The following is a 19,310-nucleotide window of genomic DNA, read 5'->3' as shown; positions in this document are numbered from 1 at the left end:
ATAAATAAGGGGGGTATACCTGTTTTATTAATAAAGATTCTTTTTAAATTTGATAAAAAAATTTGTGGGAGTAATAAAGCTGAAAAATATTAAGGTTTATGCGTATCATGGATGCCTTATTGAGGAAAAAAAAATAGGGTCTGATTATAGAATTGATCTAAAAGTAATGGCCGATTTATCTGATTCTTCTATTTCTGATCGATTAACAGATACTGTTGATTATGTTCATCTTAACCGTATTGTAAAGGAAGAAATGGCTATTAGATCCAAATTATTAGAACATGCTGCGGAAAGAATTTTGATACGAATAATAAAAGAAATACCACTAGTAAAAAAAGCTATTGTAGATGTTTCTAAAATCAATCCTCCTATTGGGGGAAATGTAGAAATGGTTACTATTAAAAAAAGTAAAAACAGATAATTTTATGATTAAATACATTTTTAATCATGTTTTAATGCGAAATCATTTAAAGTAAGCATAAATTTTTTTACATTTGCCGTCCAACCAAAAATTGGGTGTCGTGGCCGAGTGGCTAGGCAGTGGTCTGCAACACCATCTACAGCGGTTCGAATCCGCTCGACACCTCAAAAAATCCCATACAATATGTATGGGATTTTTTAATTAAATAAATAAACAGGGAGCAAACCCTATGAGATATACACTTAACCCCGGATTGTCAATGTCATTAAGCTAACAATTTAAAGTTTGTTAAGGTTGGGTTCTAACCTACGCCAGAATGACAAAATAACCAAAAAAAATCATTGTATTAATTGTATTAATGGTAGTGCAAAGTCTCATGACAATGTTCTGTTCCATAATCCGTGTTTAAAGTATATTTTGTTTTGAAGCAAGCCTGTGGAAATTAAGCTTCAATGAGGGATTAAAATCTGGATTCTGGTGTTATTCTTTCAATTTCATTTTGTAAACGTTTTTCCATAGTATCCGGAAGAATACCTTTTAAGATAAGAAATATACCAAAGACAACCATAATCATACTAATAACTCTTTTTATAAGATATATTCTTTTTGGTGTCAACTTTGTTTTGAGCCGTTTTGCCAATAACATTTTAAATAAGTCAATAAACAGATAGGTAACCAAAACCATAATAAAAAAATACAGCATTCTGGTAGTATCCATGTCTAATTGTGGACCTATAACTATAATAATACTTAGCCAAAATCCTAAGACTCCAATATTTATAAAATTAAGTAGAAATCCTTTTATAAAAAGCATTATATAATTGTGTTTGTTAATTATTTCTACAGAAGTGTCTCTAAGTTTATTATAATTTTTTCTTTCCTGAATAAAAGAAATAACACCATAAGTAGATAATAGTACACCTCCAAAAATAAATAATGCGGGATCGTCTTTTATTTTTTCTAAAATCTGATTGGTACTAAAATAGGCTATAAAAATAAATGCTATGTCTGCAAAAATGACTCCTAAATCTACAGCCAAAGCTGCTCTAAATCCTTTTATAGCAGCTGTTTCCAAGAGCACAAAAAAAACAGGACCTATTAAAAAAGCTAATAAAAAACCTAATGGTATAGCTGCATGAGCATCTTGAAACATAGTATTTGTAAACGTATTTACTACAAAGTTAAAAAACTAACTAGTTAACTTCAATAATTTTTCCTCCGAATAGCTTTTGAGAGTCTATTTCTTTTGGTTTTCCGTAGATTTTTATGGTTCCTCCCGCGTTGGTATTTGCTTTTACATATTTACTGGCATTTACATTTGCTCTTCCGCCTGCGCTTATTTTTACTTGTGTAGTTTCGGTTTTAAGATCTTCACACATAAATTGTCCTCCAGCTTTAACGATAACTTCTTGCTCTTTTACTTTTCCATTCAAAATTAATTCACCTCCTGTTACTGCTCTTGCTATCAATTTATCACTTTGTATAGTTGCTTTTATATTTGCCCCTTCTTGAGATCTTAGATCCAGATCAAAAGATTTTAATGTTCCTTTTACAATAACACTTGAACCTTCATTTACATCAATTTTAGATAGGTTTTTATAAAATACAGTAACATTTGTGTCATTTTCATCCCAAGTATTATTTAAGGACATTTTTATTTTTAATACCTGGTCTTTAATAACAATTTCTATTTTTTCTTTTTTAATACCAGAAATTTCTACTTTATTTTCTTCACCTTGAATCAAAGTAACTTCTATTTTATCAAATACTTTTAATTCATTAAAATCACCAACTTTTTTAGTTAGAACATCTTGTGCTTGTCCTAATGTTGTTAGAAAAAAAACGGAAAGAAATACTATTTTTTTCATTGTTAATTTTTTAAGATTTAAACTTCATTTTTATAATTAAAATAATCCAAAAGCCTAGCTTTAAGTTTTTTTGTAAAAATAAATGACACCTGTTTTCAGCTATTCTATTTCTTCTTTGCTTCCTAATAAAATAAAATCTAAGTGTCTTTTTATAAGATCTGCATTTTTTACTTTTACATATACTTCGTCTCCTAATTGATATGTTTTTTTGGTTCGTTCTCCAATAATAGCATATTCTTCCTGATCAAAGATATAACGGTCATCATTCATGTCTTTTAAACGAACCATACCTTCACATTTATTAGAAATTATTTCTACGTAAATTCCCCATTCTGTGACTCCTGAAATTACGCCCAAAAATTGTTCATCTTCATGGTCCTTCATAAATTTTATTTGCATAAATTTTATAGAATCACGTTCTGCGCTTGCAGCCAGGTTTTCCATACTGCTGCTATGTTTACACTTTTCTTCGTATTCTTCTTCTGCTACAGTTTGACCTTTGTTTAAATAGTGTTGTAACAAACGATGTGCCATAACATCGGGATATCTTCTTATCGGGGATGTAAAGTGTGAATAGTAATCAAATGCCAAACCATAATGTCCTATATTATGAGTAGTATACTCTGCTTTACTCATACTTCTGATGGCTAATGTATCTACCAGATTTTGTTCTTTTTTACCTTGAACATCGTTTAATAGATTGTTTAACGATTTGGTAGTTGTTTTGCGATCTCTAAGATCTAATTTATATCCAAATCGACCGATAATATTTTGTAATGATGCTAATTTTTCATCATTTGGTTCATCGTGAACACGATATACAAAGGTTTTCTTTGGTTTTTGCTTTCCTATAAATTCTGCGACCTTTTTATTAGCCAGCAACATAAACTCTTCAATAAGTTTATTGGCGTCCTTAGAAGTCTTAAAAAACACTCCTACCGGTTCATTATTTTCATTCAGATTAAACTTTACTTCTACTTTATCAAACGAGATGGCGCCTTCTCCCATTCGTTTGGATCTCATAATTTTGGCTAATTGATCTAATTTAAGAATTGCATCTGCTATTTTTTGATTTGTGTTATATGTTTGTCCTGTGATAGAAATACCGGCTGGTATTGTGGTTTCTTTTGTTTCTATAATGTGCTGTGCTTCTTCATAAGCAAATCTGGCATCAGAGTATATTGCTGTTCTGCCAAACCATTGATTTTTAATTTCGGCTTTATCATTAAGCTCAAATACGGCAGAGAATGTATATTTTTCTTCATTAGGTCGTAATGAGCATGCATTATTGGACAACACTTCGGGTAACATGGGTACCACCCTGTCTACCAAATATACTGATGTTGCTCTTTCATAAGCCTCGTCATCAAGTATGGTTCCTGGTTTAAGATAATGAGAGACATCTGCAATGTGGATTCCTATTTCGTAATTACCATTTTCTAAAATTTCAAAGGATAATGCATCATCAAAATCTTTTGCATCTTTTGGGTCTATGGTAAACGTAAGGGTTTTTCGCATATCCCTACGGTTGTTAATTTCAGATTCCTTGATTGAGGTATCTAAGGTATTTGCATATTCTTCTACCTCTTGAGAAAACTCGTATGGTAAACCATACTGGGCCAAAATTGCATGAATCTCTGTGTTGTGTTCTCCTGGTTTTCCTAATACTTTTATTACTTTACCAAAAGGAGAATCGGCTTTTTCTGGCCAATCTTCTAGTTTTACCAATACTTTATCTCCATGTTCTGCTTCTCCTATTTTATTTTTAGGAACAAAAATATCTGTATACATTCTACTATCCTGCATATTAACAAAGGCGTAGTTTTTTTGAATTTCTATTACTCCTACAAATTCACTTTTTTTACGGGATATAATTTTAGATATTTCGCCTTCACTTTTTCCTCTTCTTTTTCTACGATAAATGTAAACTTCTACTTCATCTCCATGTAATGCCTTGTTCAAATTGTTATTTGGTATAAAAATATCTTCTTCAATACCTTCTACAATTACATATCCCGTACCTTTTGAAGTTATTTCAAGAATACCTGTATATGTATTGATATTTGGGATAATTTTAAATTTGCCTCTTTCTACTTCTTCAATTTGTTTTTTTGCTGCAAGTTGTGTTAATTTTTTTATAATTTGATTTCTGCTACTGGCATCATCTACTCCAAATTTTGCCGAAATCTGTTTATAATTAAAACTTTTATCAGATTCTGATTTTAATATTTTAAGTATCCCTTGGCTAATATTTTCAATTTTAGGTGACTTTCTTCTTCTACTCTTTCTTTTCATTAATGTCTGTTCTAGTTATTTAGGATAAAAGTACAGCTTATCTTTTAACATTTATAATTTTAAGTTTAAACTTTTAGTAATCCATGCCTTCAAATAATCATCAAATTATTTCAATAAATACTATCTGGTAAATTTATTTTGGTGTTATTTCTTAAAATTTACTTAATTTTAATGCACTACGATTGTATTTTATTCGTTTAGTATTTAATTCCTGAGGATCTAATTATTTGAGATTATTGAGTTATATATGCGTAAAATCACCAAAATACACAAGATAATACTACTTTTTGTACTCATATTTCTTTTGGGTATCTATTCTTTTTCATTATATATCAATAATACCATAGATCACAAAAAAGAATCTATAGAAAATTCTGAAATAAACAAATCTTTTAAGGTTGACAGGGAGGCTACTCAAATAAATTAGTTTTTACGCTCATTTTGGATCTAATGCCCCGAAGTATGCCCAGAAATAATTGACTGCATACTATCCTTAAAACTTATTTTAGTTTATTATATCATAGATTATTGCACTTATTTTGTATATTGTAAATAAGCAAAAAAGACGATAGATCATATTTAATAAAATGAAAGATTTTATTACTATAAGCACATATACTTACCCATTTGAATATGCTGTACTAAAACTTCTTTTGGATCAAGAAGAAATTTCTTATTTCTTTGAAAACGAAACAATGATAGGTGTTTTTCCTTTTTATTCAAACGCTTTGGGAGGAATCAATCTTAAAGTTCACATAAAAGATAAAGATAAGGTTCTTCAAATTATCAAAGATCTGGATACCAATTCACATTTAAGAATAGTATAACCTTTTACTAAATCATTTTATTTTAAATTATAGTTTTAAACACTTATTAAATATATCTTTTTCTTTTTTTGAAATTTAAAATTATTAATGATGATTATGATGTAATGTTAATAGCGGTATATCTTTTTTAAAAATTATTTGTTTTTAAAGTTAAAATGAATTTTCAGAAAAATATAAACAGGATATTAATATTCTAATTGATTGATACTCTAATTAAAATTAAATTTAATTAACAATTGTTAATAGCTAATAAACACATAAAATTCTTTATATAATTACGGTAAAACCATAGTTGATAACATTAAATTAACATCTGAAAACTTGTCTAAAAAAAGTGGAGTTATAATTTTGATTTCTTCTTACTATCCTTGTATTCTAATAATTATTAAGATTACCAAAAAAACTTCCTCAATTTTAAGAACTACTTATTCACATTGTATGTTAACAGAAGTTTGCCAGTTATTAACATTACCGTAACACAGGGTTAAATTATTGGTTTTTTGGAGTTTACTTTTTTGGATTAAATTATCTTTGTTCAAATAATAAAATCAAAAAAAAAATGAAAATTGCTATTGGAAATGACCACGCAGGAACTGCATATAAATTTGAAATTGTATCGTATTTAGAATCTAAAGGTATAAAGGTTATAAATTATGGTACTAATGAGAATGATAGTGTTGATTACCCGGATTTTGTGCATCCTGTTGCAAAAGATGTGGATACCAGTACTGTAGATTATGGAATTTTGATTTGCGGAAGTGGCAATGGTGTTGCTATGACTGCCAATAAATATACCAATGTTCGTGCAGGGTTATGCTGGACAAAAGAAATTACAGAATTAACAAGATTACATAATAATGCCAATATTATATGTATTCCTGCCAGGTTTACTTCTATACCTCAGGCTATTGAAATGGTAAATACTTTTTTGGATACCTATTTTGAAGGAGGAAGACATATAACCAGAATTAATAAAATACCACTGTGTAGTTAAATATGACAAAAAAAAGTGCGCGTGATCAACCATTAAATAATAAAATTACAGGGCATAGTTTATTATTTTCTATTTTGTTAAATATTGGTATTACTACTGCACAAATAGTTGGTGGAATAATTTCTGGAAGCCTCTCTTTGCTATCAGATGCATTACACAATTTTAGTGATGTTCTTTCTTTAACAGTTAGTTTTTTTGCTAATAGAATCTCAAAAAAAGAAGCTTCTATCCAAAAAACTTTTGGGTTTAAAAGAGCAGAGATTATGGCGGCGTTTATAAATGCTATTTCGTTAGTTATAATAGCTGTATTTCTTATAATAGAGGGTATAAAACGTTTTCAAAATCCACAACAAATAGATACACGCATTGTAATTATACTTTCGTTAATAGCAATTTTTGGTAATGGATTGAGTGTATTGTTATTAAAGAAGGATAGTAAGGTAAATATGAACATGCGATCTGCATATTTACATCTTATAACAGATCTAATGGCTTCTATAGCAGTATTAGCAGGTGGACTGTTAATGAAGCTTTATAAAATATTTTGGATAGATAGTATATTAACATTTATAATAGCTGTTTATCTTATTATTGTAGGGTATGACCTTTTAAAAAAATCTTTTAAAATACTTATGTTATATACTCCTGATGATATAGAAATAAAGGAAATTGTAAGTATAGTTAATGCACTACCAAAAGTTAAAAGTTTACATCATGTACATATCTGGCAACTTAATGAAGAAGAAACACATCTGGAAGCACATATTGATTTTGAAAGCAATATCACGATTTTTGAATTTGGAGAAATACTAAATACTATAGAAGTTATTTTGCAAGAAAAGTATAAAATAAATCATGTTACTTTACAACCAGAATATGAAAACATGGATAATAAAGATATTATTGTACAAGATTAAAAAAGTATGGGTATAAGGTTTGAAGTAAAGAGGTTTGATGAGTTATCTGTTACAGAATTGTATAAAATTTTGCGCTTGCGCGCAGAGATATTTATCGTAGAGCAAGATTGTGTATATCAGGATATAGATAATAAGGATCAAAAGGCAATTCATGTAATAGGATATAAAAATGAAGAAATAGTTGCATATACCAGATTATTCAAGGCAGGGGATTACTATGATGAAAATGCAAGTTTTGGAAGAGTAGTTGTTTCTGAAAAAGAAAGAAAATATGGGTATGGCCACAATCTTATTAAAGTTAGTATCCAAGCTATTGAAGCTAATTTTAAAACTAAAAGGGTAAAAATATCTGCACAAAAATACTTGAAAAAATTCTATGAATCTCACGGATTTATATGTTCAGGAAAAGAATATATGGAGGATGGGATCCCACATATTGCTATGATAAAGTCTTAAAAAAAAGAGGGTGTCTGACTTTTTAGACACCCTCTTTTTTTATTATGAATACTTCAAAAAACCGACTCTAAAAGAAGGTTTTACTGAAAGAAATAAAGTTTTTTTTAGAAAATACTACAAATAATTCAGCTTAATTTTATCAAAAATTACTTTTTAGACAGCCTCCTTTTTTTATGTTGTTATTTTAAAATAGCTTCATATTTAGTTTTATCATTAAGTATGTCCTGGCTTTTGGCAACCTCGGGATTATTTTTTACATAATAATCATAAAGACCTTCTCTGTAAAAATAACGCTTAATAATCTCGTCTGTTAATAAGTTAACAATTTCGGTTTTGTAAGTATCCAAAGCGGCTTGTTTGGATGCGTTTATCGATGAAATAAGGGCTGTATAGCTAGAAGCAAGATCTTTGTCAAAGTTTTCCTTTTTGGCAATTTCCAAGGATTTTTTGAAGGATTTTTCTGTTTCTGTTTCAAAATTAAAATCACTTTGTTTTACAAATTTTTTAAAATCCTCGTAATCGCTGTTGGTAAATTTAAAATCTTCTGAAGATTTTAATTGATGGGAATAATAATATTTTGTTCCATATTCAAAAATTGCATCAGATCTTAACAAAGCAGTAGTTATATTGCTAAATTTTGATGTTTCTAATTCAATATCAGGCTGTATACCCCCGCCATCGTATACTATTCTTCCATTTTTTGTTTTAAAAGCTTTAAAATCCTGCTCATCAATACGTACAGCATTGTTATCTTTATCACGGTTCCAGTAATCCAGTGCTTGTATACATCTGCCACTAGGGGTATAGTATCTGGAAATAGTTATTTTTAATTGGGTTCCGTAGGTTAATTGTTTTGGTCTTTGTACCAAGCCTTTGCCAAAACTTCTTGCACCTATTACAACTCCCCTGTCTAAGTCTTGAATACTACCAGCTACAATTTCACTTGCAGAAGCACTTCTTCCGTTTACTAAAACGACCAATGGAATACTTACGTCAACAGGTTCTCTGTTTGTAAAATACTCTTTATTGTATTTTTTTACTACCGATTTTGTGGTAGTAATCAATTCTCCTTTAGGGACAAAAATATTAGTAACATTTATGGCTTCGCTTAACAGTCCCCCGGGGTTTCCTCTTAGATCCAAAATAATTTTATTAGCACCTTTGGCTTTTAATTCTGTTAATGCATCAATGGTTTCGGATGAGGCTTTATTATTAAATTTAGAAAGTACAATATATCCGGTATTATCTTCTAATAATGTATAAAAAGGAACTGCATCTACTTCTATTTCTTCTCTGGTAAGTACAGTACTTTTTATTTCTTCTTGTCTTTTAAAAGTGATATCAACTTTTGTTCCACTAGCCCCTTTAAGGAGTTCTCCTGCATCTTCTTTAAAATCTGCTACTTTGATATCGCCAATCTGTATAATTTGATCTCCGGCTTTTAAACCGGCTTTATCTGCGGGATAGTTTTTATATGGTTCTATGATAACAATTTTATCCTTTATTGTTTTTACAGAAGCTCCAATACCGGTATACTCTCCTGCATTACGTATTTTTGAAGCTTCAACATCTTGTTCATTCCAGTATTTTGTATAAGGGTCCAAATCATCCAACATAGCTTTAATGGCAGTATCCATTAACTCTGCAGGATTTGTTTCATCTACATAATTCATGTTTAATTCTTTAAACATGGTAGTAAAAATTTCGATCTGCTTAGCAATTTCAAAAAAGTCGGATTTAAAACTTACTGTAGATAGTAAGATAGTAATTGCTATTGCGGGATAGATAATTCTCTTTTTCATCGATATTATTTTGGTTCTATTTCTTGTGTAACAAATTTTTGCAAAATTTCTCGTATTTTAGATTCTATTAGTGAATATTCGGGTATTTCTTTACCCGAATACAAGAACATAAAAGCAAATTGATGTGTAGTGTTGGGTACAATATACTTATTTTTTCTATAACTTTCACGCATTAAACGCTTTATAAAGTTTCGGTCTACAGCTTTTTTAAAATGGCGTTTACTAACAGAAACTCCTGCTCTAATGGTTGTTTTTTCTTTAAAATCTATTTTTTTATATACTAATCGAATAGGGTATTTGGATATAGATTTTCCGTCAGAAAATAGAATATCTATTTCTTTTTTACTTTTTAATCTTTCTGTTTTACCAAAAGTAGCTTTCATTAGTATTAGCTGTAAGGATTGGATTATTTATGAGGATTATATAAAAATACCTCACAAGATATAAATCTGTGAGGTATTTTATAGAATAAAATTCTATAAATATATCCTCTTGGACATTGATTTTATTCTGAAAAGCTATTATTACTAGGGTTTACATCTGCCATAGTATGGGTTATATCTATTTCGATAGTTTTTATTTCGGATCTTGGTTTAGAAAGTTCTAAGGTATATGTAGGGTTTGCCCAGGGCCAATCCGATAAAACAGTTCTTTTCATAGATGGGATTGGGTTTTCTTTTTCTGCTCGCATCATTCGTAAAGGAACATAAAATGATTCTATGGTACTATCTTTATATTCTACATATACATCTATAGGCATTGGGATTAAACCTATTCGTTCTAAAATAATTTTAGTATTATTATTATTAGTACTTATAACTTCTTTTATGCCATAATCTATCGTGTTAGTTGTTTGTGTCCAATGGGTTAAATACCAATCTAACTGCATTCCCGATACTTTTTCGGCAACTCTTTTAAAGTCGTTAGGAGTGGGGTGTTTAAATTTCCACTCGTTAAAATATCTTTTAATTGTTTTTGCCAGATTATCTTCTCCTATAATATATCCTAATTGCGACAGAAAAACTGCTCCTTTAGAGTAAGCAGATGCTCCATAAGCAGCATTATGCGAATAATGATCTGCTTGTGTAGTTTGTGGTTGCTCTATACCCGAAATTGCCAGTTGATAATATCCATTATAGACCCCTCTTAAAGAATTAGGATTATTTTGTTTCATAACCTCGTTCATAGCCAAGGTAGAAATATAGCTTGTAAATCCTTCGTCCATCCATTCATGTTTAGCCTCGTTGGTAGCCAAAATTTGTTGAAACCAGGAATGTGCCATTTCATGCGCGGTTACTCCAACCAAACTTTCAAAACTTCTTTCTCCGGTAATCAAAGTACACATAGCATATTCCATACCTCCATCACCACCTTGTAAAACAGAATATTGATCATAAGGGTATTTCCCTATATTTTCACTAAAATACTGTATCAATTCTGCTGTTTTAGGTTGTAAATCTTTCCAGTTGTCGATGATATCTTTATTATTTTTATATAAAAAGTGTAGAGTGGGACCATTAGGAACCTTCAAAACATCATGTATATAATCAGGGTCTGCAGTCCATGCAAAATCATGTACCATTGGTGCTTTAAAATGCCAGGAAAGTTTTTTTCCTTTTTTAGTTACTTTGGTACCGGGTTTTTCATATCCATATCCAATTTCTTGGGGGTTTTGTAAATATCCTGTACCTCCCAGAATATAATTTTTATCTATAGTTATAGTAACATCAAAATTACTCCATACCCCATGAAACTCTCTGGCTATATATGGATCTGCATGCCAACCTTCAAAATCGTATTCTGCCATTTTAGGAAACCATTGGGTCATAGATAAAGCAACACCTTCTTTACTGTTTCGACCAGAACGACGTATTTGTAAGGGTACCTGACCATTAAAATTCATAGAAAAATTTACTTTCTCGCCCGGAGCAATAGGAGAATGTAACTTTACTTCAAGGACTGTTCCCGAAGTTTTATAAAGTACTGGTTTACCATTTTGTTTTAGAGAAGAAACTTTTAAATATCCAATTTCTTGGGGTGTAAGTTTACTTATTCTGTCTCCTACTCTTGGATCGGGATCAGGAAGATTGATAGATCGAACATCCATTTCACTTCCTGGTTGAAATGCATTAAAATACAAATGATAAAATACTTGATATAAAGTATCGGGAGAGTTGTTTGAATATACTAATTCCTGGGTTCCTTCGTATTGATGCTTTTCAACATTCATATCTACCTTCATGGTATAGTCTGCTTGTTGCTGCCAATAAGAGGTGTTGTTTTGTGCCGAAGTGTACAATGTTCCAACAAAAAAAACAAAAGCAATTTTTTTAAACATGTTGCAATTATTTAGATAAATTTTCTGCCATAATAAAGGCGTTATAAAGGTTTACCATTTTGCCAGATTTAGACAATCCGGAAAAGCTCCCCACATTTGTTTGTTCTCCGCCGATAACTACCGAGGCTTTTGTGTTTAAACCACTATCCATAAGTATTTGTTTTACTTGTGCTGCTTTTAATTTGGGATAGTAGGATCTGATTAATGCAGCTACACCAGCCACACCAGGCGCAGCCATAGAGGTTCCTTGCAGGTACTCGTATGTGTTATTTGGTGTTGTTGCCCATATTTTAACTCCCGGAGCAAATGCATCTACATTATTTTTTCCATAATTAGAAAAATCAGCCACCAAACCAGATCCATAAGCATAGTTTAAAGCACCAATAGTTATAAAATTATCTGCTATTTCGGGACCATCATTGGTTTGGTCATTAGGGTAAACTGCTTTTTGATCTAAATCTGTGCTTTCATTTCCTGCTGCGTTTACAATTAGCACATCTTTTGAAGAAGCATAGGTTATTGCTTCTTTAACCCACTCTGGGTGTGTGCTATAGTATTTACCAAAACTAGTATTAATTACTTTTGCTCCATTATCTACTGCGTATCGTAATGCAAGGGCAATATCCTTATCATATTCATCACCATTTGGAACCGCTCTGATTGCCATTATTTTTACATTTTGTGCTACACCATTCATTCCTTTTCCATTATTTCTTTCTGCAGCAATAATGCCGGCAACATGAGTACCATGTTTTATCCCTTTTTTCTTTGGATCTGGTCCCATAACATTGTTGTCTCCATATTTTGTATCTGTAATATCATCTACATTATCGCCAACTACTTTTCTGCCATCAAAATCAATATTTAAGTTATAGTTTAATTGATCTGTAAAATGCTCTACACCTTCTTTAATGTGTTTTATAAAATCAGGAACAGTATCTCCCGGCTCCATAAACCCAAACATTTGCGCTAAAAAAGCAACATGCTGCTGCATTTCTGGAGTTTTTGCTTCCATATTTAAAAGTTCTTGACGAGAATAATTTTCTTTTTTTATTACCTCTGTAACTGCTTTATGGGACATTTCAGATTGTTGAAGAATCTGTTCATATTGCATTTTTTGTCCTGAAGCTTCTTGGTATTTTTTTTCGTACTCTGCTTTAGCTTCAATATATGTTTGGTATTCTTCTTGATCTGTTTTGGCAACAGATGCAAGATTTTTACCCGCATATTTTGGTTTTAGCTTTTTAACAACCCTTACAAATTCCAGATTTTCATTTTCAGACTTACCTAAAAAATTCCATCCATGAATATCATCTACATACCCATTATTATCATCGTCTTTACCGTTTCCTTTAATTTCTTTTGGATTGGTCCAAATTACCCCGTCAAGATCTTCATGCTCAATATCAACACCACTATCTATAACGCCAACAATAATTGTTTGTCCTTTTCTGTTTTTAATAAGATCTGTATAGGCTTTATTTATACTCATTCCTGGTATTGTATCGGATACCAAATCAAGCGACCCCCAGGTTTTTAGCTGACTATCTGTTAGGTCAACATTTTTTAACGGGATAGCATCGATGTTTTCGATAGGGGTAGAGATAACAGTTGGTGTCCCACAGCTTGCCATAAGTATTGATGAGGCAATTGCTACAATAATTTTATTAGATTTGGGAATCATTGGATTTTTTTGTTTAATTAAATATTTCATGACTGGTAAAAACTTCTTTAAGACGAACCCCTTTTTCGGTATGTTGTACGGTTATTATTTCATTATGTGCATCGTGTTCCAAAAACAAGTACCAACCATTTGTTGCAGCTGTTTCAAGAAACAGTTTTTTTTCATCTAGTGTTAATAGTGGTCTTGTATCATACCCCATTACATACGGTAGTGGCACATGACCAGCAGTAGGCAGTAAATCTGCCATAAAAACAATTGTTTTTTCTTTGTACTCTATATGTGGGATCATTTGCTTTTCGGTATGTCCGTTTGCAAATAGTACGCCAAAACCTAATTCAGAACTTTTTTGAAATGCTTGGTTTGTTCTGGAAACAAAATGTAAGTGTCCGCTTTCCTGAATAGGCAGGATATTTTCTTTCAAAAAAGATGCTTTTTCACGAGCGTTGGGTTCTACTGCCCATTGCCAGTGTTCTTCGTTGCTCCATATTTTAGCATTTTTAAATGCTAATTCATAACCGGTTTTGTTAGCGTTTCGTTGTACTACTCCACCACAATGATCAAAATGAAGATGGGTAACAAAAACATCGGTGATATCATCCCTGTGAAACCCGTTTTTTTGTAAAGAAGTATCTAAGCTGTCGTTTCCCCAAAGAGAATAATAGCTAAAAAATTTTTCAGATTGTTTATCTCCCATTCCTGAATCGATAAGAATTAGCCGATCTCCATTTTCTATAAGCAAACATCTTGATGCAATATCAATTTGATTATTAGCGTCTGCAGGATTTGTTTTGTTCCATAACACTTTGGGAACAACTCCAAACATGGCTCCTCCGTCCAGTTTAAAGTTTCCTGCATTTATAGGGTATAAATTCATTTTCTATTACGTTATTAGTACCATTTTTCAGGTAGGTATATTTGAGTCAAAAGGTATGTTGTTCTATAAAATAATTTATTAAACACTATTTATTTATACATACTCTTGTTGCTGTAATTTTATAAAAACTTAAAAATCTTTGCAAAATAGAAAAAAAGGAAGGGATCAAGATTCAATTTTTGGACTTTTTAACAATATTTAATCATATTGTATATCTGATATTACTTTTTCTAATCGGTTTCCGTAGTCTAAAAGAGCTTTAATTTCTTTAATACTGGCCAAACGCTCTTTTCGCATTAACAATAAAGAATTGCCATTACATTCTATATGATAATAAGGGTTACTTTCAAAAAACAATACAAGTTCATTTGTAAAACAAAGACGTATCTTTTCCGGGTTTTCTCCTAAAAGAAAAAATCGTTTAGAAAAATCGGGGTGACCATCTATAGATATGTCTTTAAAACCGGCAAATTTATAAACAAATTCCAAAATTCCTTCTTTGTCCAGAGTAAATTTTGCAAATTCTTTTTTAAGTTGAATGGTAAGAATAGTGGCTCTTACCAAAGTTCTGGCAATAAATTCCCCTTCAGAAAATTCTATATCCATAATTCTAAAAACAGATGCAGGATCATAAATAGAATTGTTTAAATAATTGATTTTTTTAATTTTAAAAAAAAGAAAATTTTGTATTTCTAAAACATCGGTATTTTTTTTAGGATCATAACTCCACGAATAATCGTTGGCAATACTTTGTAAGTCTTCCTGCCTTTTGGTAAGGTTTGATTTGGCTCTTTTTTTAAATATATTAGAAAAAGGAATAAGACTTCGTACTGCCAGTGGGTGTTCTGAGGCGGTACCATGAATATCCAGCCCTGTAATTTCAAAAGACCCCCCTTTTCTTTTAAAAGTTTCCTGATATCCCAACAGGCTTTCTTGTACGGTGTAATCCACAAAGTCACATAATGAAAAATCTATAATGGCATCCTGGTTTTCAGGTATGGTATCCAATCTTTTTTTTAGCGAAGAATAGTTTAAAAAGCTAGAAAAATTTTTTACACTTATAAAATATGTAGAACTGCCACCTTCTTTAAACATTAGTACATTGGGTTTAAAAAGATTTCTGGCAAAAAACACAATACTTTTGTTAAGTACAAAGTGTATAATGATTGTAGTTATAATCCCTATTAAAATTCCTGTAATCAGATTGGTGGTAATTGTTGCAATTATTGTTGCAAAAAAAATGATAAGTTGTTCTTTACCTATTTTTGCAACATCTTTAAGGTTTCCGGGGGCTGCAAGCTTATATCCTGTATATACTAAAATGGCTGCAAGTGCAGTAAGGGGAATTCTTCTAAGTTGATCCTGAAATAAAACCACAAAAAGTATTAGAAAAACCGAATGAAAGAAATTAGAAGATCTGTTACTGCCACCATTGTTAACATTTACAGAACTACGGGCAATTACGGTTACTACATTAAGACCCCCTATAAAACCACTGGCTATAGATGCAATACCTAATGCAGTAAGATCTTTATTTACATTAGACCTTCTTTTTAAAGGATCCAATTTATCTACTGCTTTAATACTTAATAAAGATTCGATGCTAGAAATAAGGGTAATTGCAACTACTACTCCTATAAATTTAGGATCAAAAACCAAAGAAAAATCCGGAGCAGGAAAGTTAGAAAAAACACTATCTGGTATTTGTACCAAAAGTTTTTGATCTATTGGATATGGGTGACTAGAAAAAAACTCATAATAATAACTCAAACTAACCGCTATAATTACAATCCACATAGGTGCTGGTACTAATTGAAAATATTTATTTCTTATTTTACCATAAAAAACCATAATAAACAGGCTTGCAACTCCTACTATTGCTGCTATTGCACTATATTCTGGCTGAAACAACAATAAAATACTTTTTGGAATATTGGATAATAAAGATATGGTATCTCCTTTAATCCCTGTATTAGAAAGCATTACATGAAATTGTTTTGCAAAAATGCTTATCCCAATTGCAGCCAGCATTCCTTGAATTGCCGAAGAAGGGAAAAAATCACTTAGTGTACCAAGTTTTAATTGCCCGATAACAACCATAAGTGCCCCAGAACATATAATGGCTGCTAACGTAAAAATATATCCCTGATAAAGATCACCGTTGGCAAGTGTGGTAATTGCTCCCAATAAAACTACTACTAATCCATTACCAGGACCGGTTATAGTAACATTAGATCCACCAAAAAGACTTACAATAATGCCTCCTACAACTGCTGCAATAACTCCTGATATTGGTGGTGCCTCAGATGCCAATGCCAAACCTAATCCCAAAGGCAATGCAATTAATGAAACTACAAATCCTGAAAAAATATTTTTTGGTAACTGCTTAATAAAATCAGATGTGTTTTTGTTTGTCTCTTTCATTTATCTCATTATTAATACATCTGTTGGTAATTCTGATAAAATATGTTCTAAGTCATGAACAAAAATTCGATCCCAAAACGTGGTTCGGTTAGGAGCGTTCATGATTAACAAATCTGCTGCAACTACTTTTGCGTAATGACCTATAGAATACCCTCTTTTTCCAAAAATAGACTGCGTTTTTATTAAAATACCAGATTTCAGATCTTCTGGTACATCACTCAGGATATGTTGTACTCTTAGATCTTCTTTTTTGGTAATTTGTTCTTTGATTAGAGTATCTTTAAGTAAAGAGTAATCGTCCTCGACCACAATTTTAACTTCCTGACGCGAAATTTCTTCTACAATAGTAAGTTTTTGTGCCCCCAGGTTTTGTGCTACTTCAAAAGAATCCAGAATAGTTTGTTTTGTTTGTTCATCTTTAAGACCATTTACTACAATATGGTTACAAGGCCGTAAATCTTCAGATGGTTTTATTAGTAACAATACAGAACAATGCGCTTTTCGGGTAATTTTTCTGGCGATAGAGCCAATATAAAATTTTAAAAACCCCTCTCTTGGGATTGCACCAAGCATAATTAAATCTGCATTTTTTTTTCTGGCAGTTTCAATAATTACATGTACCGGGTTTCCTTGTTTCCAGATTACACTCACTTTTTCATCATCCTCAGAGAATCCGGAGATGAGGTCTTTGATAATTGTTTCTTTTTTTTTTGTTTTTTCTCCAACATGAACAATGATCATTTTAGAATCAAAAAAATCCACCATTCGCATGGTTTCAAAAATATTGTTTTTCAAATTAGGAGAAAAAGCAACACCAATAAGGATAGTATTAAATTTACGATTTGATAATTCACTCAAAATGTTATTTTCTTTATGGTTTTAAAAGTGGTAGAATATAATTCTAATTTTTGAAACTTTAAAATAATCCCGAATATGGATTGTTGCCACAAACAGATCCTGCTGAAAAAAATATTTGATATTTCAAGAAACAAAAAAAGATCAGTGACTTTGTGATCAAGCTCTTAGGTTGTTGATCGAGTTCTATGCCCTCGATTTTGTATAGAAATAAAAAAGTAGAAGAAAAATAGTTTTTTAGCATACAAGTAGTTAAACGTATAGAGATAGAAGAAGTAAAAATAAAGACACTAAATATATAATCTAATAAGTATTTGTCTAATTATAGTAGTTTATATAATCCGTTTAATTTTCATACTTTTGAAGTTTACTTAACCGAAAAATAAGTACCCGATATGAAAAAACTTATATATGTTGCTGTCTGTATCCTTGCCCTGGGGTTTACTGCATGTGGTAGTGATGATGATAATTTTGATTGTGAAACAGGATTGACTGCTATAAAAGAAAAAGCGTTAAAATATTCTGAAAACGGATCTACAAATAATTGTAGTGAATATAAGAAAACAATAGAGGATTATTTGAATAATAGCTGTACAGAAGATAAAGATTTTATAAAATCATATCTGGGGCAGTTAGAACTATTAGGAGATTGTACTATTGCAGGAAAAATTTGTTTGCTGTGCAAAAATGGTGAGCAGAGAACTTTTATTTGTAGGGGAGAAAATGGAAATGCATTTATACAAGAAAGTAATAATGGGAAAATTACGTTGAGAGATACAGGCGTAACTTTTGACAGATATGTAGAACTTTCTAATTGTGAATAATTAGAGGAGATTTGTCTCGAAAACAAAACATATTTTCAGAAGCATACCTGAGGTTGTTGATTTGACTGTTTTTTTATTTTCTTAGTCTTACCTGTCAAAGCTTGACATCACCCGAAAGGATTCGGGCGATAGCGGCGATAACTTTGCTGCAAAACCTCCCGACTTTGAGTGATTTATGTTATGCTTATTTTTTGATATTTACTACTACCTGTTTTGTTATCTTTTAAATTATCGTTTTTAATTGTTCCGCGAAGTCAGGAGGCTTTGCGGAGCGGGGATTATTATTATTTGTTTAATGTACCATTCCATAATAATTTTCCTGCGCAGGTCAAAAACTTGAATAAAAACAGGGAAACTATATCTATCGGGGTGTTTCAGAACTTCTCTTTTAATGGCTTCCAAGCATTCCTTTGTTCCTCCAAAGCCTATTCTAGAAGCACATATTGCGTCATACCGAAAACAAGAATCGTAGCAAGGCAAAGTATTGTTTTCTTCTATTATACACCTAAAATCGGGATTAATTAATTTTCCTATAATATCTGTACTTATCATCGTATTATAATTTAAAAACTACCAGGCCCCAATCAACTTTCTTTCTTTTTGAGAACTAGAAACGTTATCAGAGCGGTATATGCAGATTATTAATAATCGCAAAAAACAACGGTGGAAGAAACCGAATAGGTAATACCATTTTAACTTTGAAATCGTGGGTATAGAAATTGAATTTATTT

The 19,310-nt window shown here is 31.1% G+C and carries 17 protein-coding genes and 1 tRNA gene; 7 read left to right on the top strand and 11 right to left on the bottom strand.

The window, feature by feature from the left end; genetic code table 11:
- Positions 1 to 64: 64 nt before the first annotated feature.
- Positions 65 to 421: a dihydroneopterin aldolase gene (gene folB / locus ACZIYX_RS11525; protein WP_462682391.1), complete on the top strand. Its 357-nt coding sequence runs from the start codon at positions 65 to 67 to the stop codon at positions 419 to 421.
- 94 nt (positions 422 to 515) lie between these two features.
- A tRNA-Cys gene (locus tag ACZIYX_RS11520) sits at positions 516 to 586 on the top strand.
- A gap of 295 nt (positions 587 to 881) precedes the next feature.
- On the opposite strand, the gene ACZIYX_RS11515 is transcribed toward ACZIYX_RS11520, so the two are convergent.
- From ACZIYX_RS11515 to rnr, 3 genes are all read right to left on the bottom strand, one after another.
- On the bottom strand, positions 882 to 1,574 hold the full coding sequence (locus ACZIYX_RS11515) for a LysE family translocator (protein ID WP_462682390.1): 693 nt from the start codon (positions 1,572 to 1,574) through the stop codon (positions 882 to 884).
- Positions 1,575 to 1,614: 40 nt separating this feature from the next.
- Positions 1,615 to 2,289 carry a head GIN domain-containing protein gene (locus ACZIYX_RS11510; RefSeq protein WP_462682389.1) on the bottom strand — a complete coding sequence of 225 codons (675 nt, stop codon included), beginning with the start codon at positions 2,287 to 2,289 and terminating at the stop codon, positions 1,615 to 1,617.
- Positions 2,290 to 2,388: 99 nt separating this feature from the next.
- A complete protein-coding gene (gene rnr / locus ACZIYX_RS11505; protein WP_462682388.1) occupies positions 2,389 to 4,584 on the bottom strand; it encodes a ribonuclease R in 2,196 nt (731 codons plus the stop codon).
- Between the two features lie 587 nt (positions 4,585 to 5,171).
- Here rnr and ACZIYX_RS11500 point away from each other — a divergent pair.
- From ACZIYX_RS11500 to ACZIYX_RS11485, 4 genes are all read left to right on the top strand, one after another.
- A complete protein-coding gene (locus ACZIYX_RS11500) occupies positions 5,172 to 5,411 on the top strand; it encodes a DUF2007 domain-containing protein (protein WP_462682387.1) in 240 nt (79 codons plus the stop codon).
- Between the two features lie 559 nt (positions 5,412 to 5,970).
- Complete coding sequence (rpiB, locus tag ACZIYX_RS11495) at positions 5,971 to 6,405, top strand: ribose 5-phosphate isomerase B (protein ID WP_462682386.1); 435 nt, start codon at positions 5,971 to 5,973, stop codon at positions 6,403 to 6,405.
- Between the two features lie 2 nt (positions 6,406 to 6,407).
- Entirely contained in the window at positions 6,408 to 7,322 is a 915-nt protein-coding gene (locus tag ACZIYX_RS11490; protein ID WP_462682385.1) for a cation diffusion facilitator family transporter, read from the top strand.
- 6 nt (positions 7,323 to 7,328) lie between these two features.
- Entirely contained in the window at positions 7,329 to 7,778 is a 450-nt protein-coding gene (locus ACZIYX_RS11485; protein WP_462682384.1) for a GNAT family N-acetyltransferase, read from the top strand.
- Between the two features lie 179 nt (positions 7,779 to 7,957).
- On the opposite strand, the gene ACZIYX_RS11480 is transcribed toward ACZIYX_RS11485, so the two are convergent.
- From ACZIYX_RS11480 to ACZIYX_RS11450, 7 genes are all read right to left on the bottom strand, one after another.
- Positions 7,958 to 9,580 carry a S41 family peptidase gene (locus tag ACZIYX_RS11480; protein ID WP_462682383.1) on the bottom strand — a complete coding sequence of 541 codons (1,623 nt, stop codon included), beginning with the start codon at positions 9,578 to 9,580 and terminating at the stop codon, positions 7,958 to 7,960.
- 5 nt (positions 9,581 to 9,585) lie between these two features.
- Positions 9,586 to 9,963, bottom strand: a complete 378-nt coding sequence (gene rnpA / locus ACZIYX_RS11475; RefSeq protein WP_462682382.1) for a ribonuclease P protein component — start codon at positions 9,961 to 9,963, stop codon at positions 9,586 to 9,588.
- Positions 9,964 to 10,085: 122 nt separating this feature from the next.
- Positions 10,086 to 11,918 (bottom strand): M1 family metallopeptidase, encoded by a 1,833-nt coding sequence (locus ACZIYX_RS11470; RefSeq protein WP_462682381.1) that lies wholly within the window; start codon positions 11,916 to 11,918, stop codon positions 10,086 to 10,088.
- Positions 11,919 to 11,925: 7 nt separating this feature from the next.
- On the bottom strand, positions 11,926 to 13,632 hold the full coding sequence (locus ACZIYX_RS11465) for a S8 family peptidase (RefSeq protein ID WP_462682380.1): 1,707 nt from the start codon (positions 13,630 to 13,632) through the stop codon (positions 11,926 to 11,928).
- The gene (locus ACZIYX_RS11460; RefSeq protein ID WP_462682379.1) at positions 13,616 to 14,476 is read right to left on the bottom strand and encodes an MBL fold metallo-hydrolase; all 861 of its coding nucleotides are present in this window, start codon (positions 14,474 to 14,476) and stop codon (positions 13,616 to 13,618) included. Before ACZIYX_RS11460 ends, ACZIYX_RS11465 begins: the two co-directional genes overlap by 17 nt.
- 198 nt (positions 14,477 to 14,674) lie before the next feature.
- A complete protein-coding gene (locus ACZIYX_RS11455) occupies positions 14,675 to 16,900 on the bottom strand; it encodes a SulP family inorganic anion transporter (RefSeq protein WP_462682378.1) in 2,226 nt (741 codons plus the stop codon).
- A complete protein-coding gene (locus ACZIYX_RS11450; RefSeq protein ID WP_462682377.1) occupies positions 16,901 to 17,758 on the bottom strand; it encodes a universal stress protein in 858 nt (285 codons plus the stop codon).
- A 392-nt stretch (positions 17,759 to 18,150) separates the two neighbouring features.
- On the opposite strand from ACZIYX_RS11450, the gene ACZIYX_RS11445 reads away from it, so the two are divergent.
- The gene (locus ACZIYX_RS11445) at positions 18,151 to 18,579 is read left to right on the top strand and encodes a hypothetical protein (RefSeq protein WP_462682376.1); all 429 of its coding nucleotides are present in this window, start codon (positions 18,151 to 18,153) and stop codon (positions 18,577 to 18,579) included.
- Between the two features lie 237 nt (positions 18,580 to 18,816).
- Here the strand turns inward: ACZIYX_RS11445 and ACZIYX_RS11440 are convergent, their stop codons facing one another.
- Positions 18,817 to 19,131 carry a hypothetical protein gene (locus ACZIYX_RS11440; RefSeq protein WP_462682375.1) on the bottom strand — a complete coding sequence of 105 codons (315 nt, stop codon included), beginning with the start codon at positions 19,129 to 19,131 and terminating at the stop codon, positions 18,817 to 18,819.
- Positions 19,132 to 19,310 lie beyond the last annotated feature (179 nt).

Source organism: Aquimarina sp. (assembly GCF_977115655.1).
This window is presented reverse-complemented; position numbering and strand designations above follow the sequence as displayed.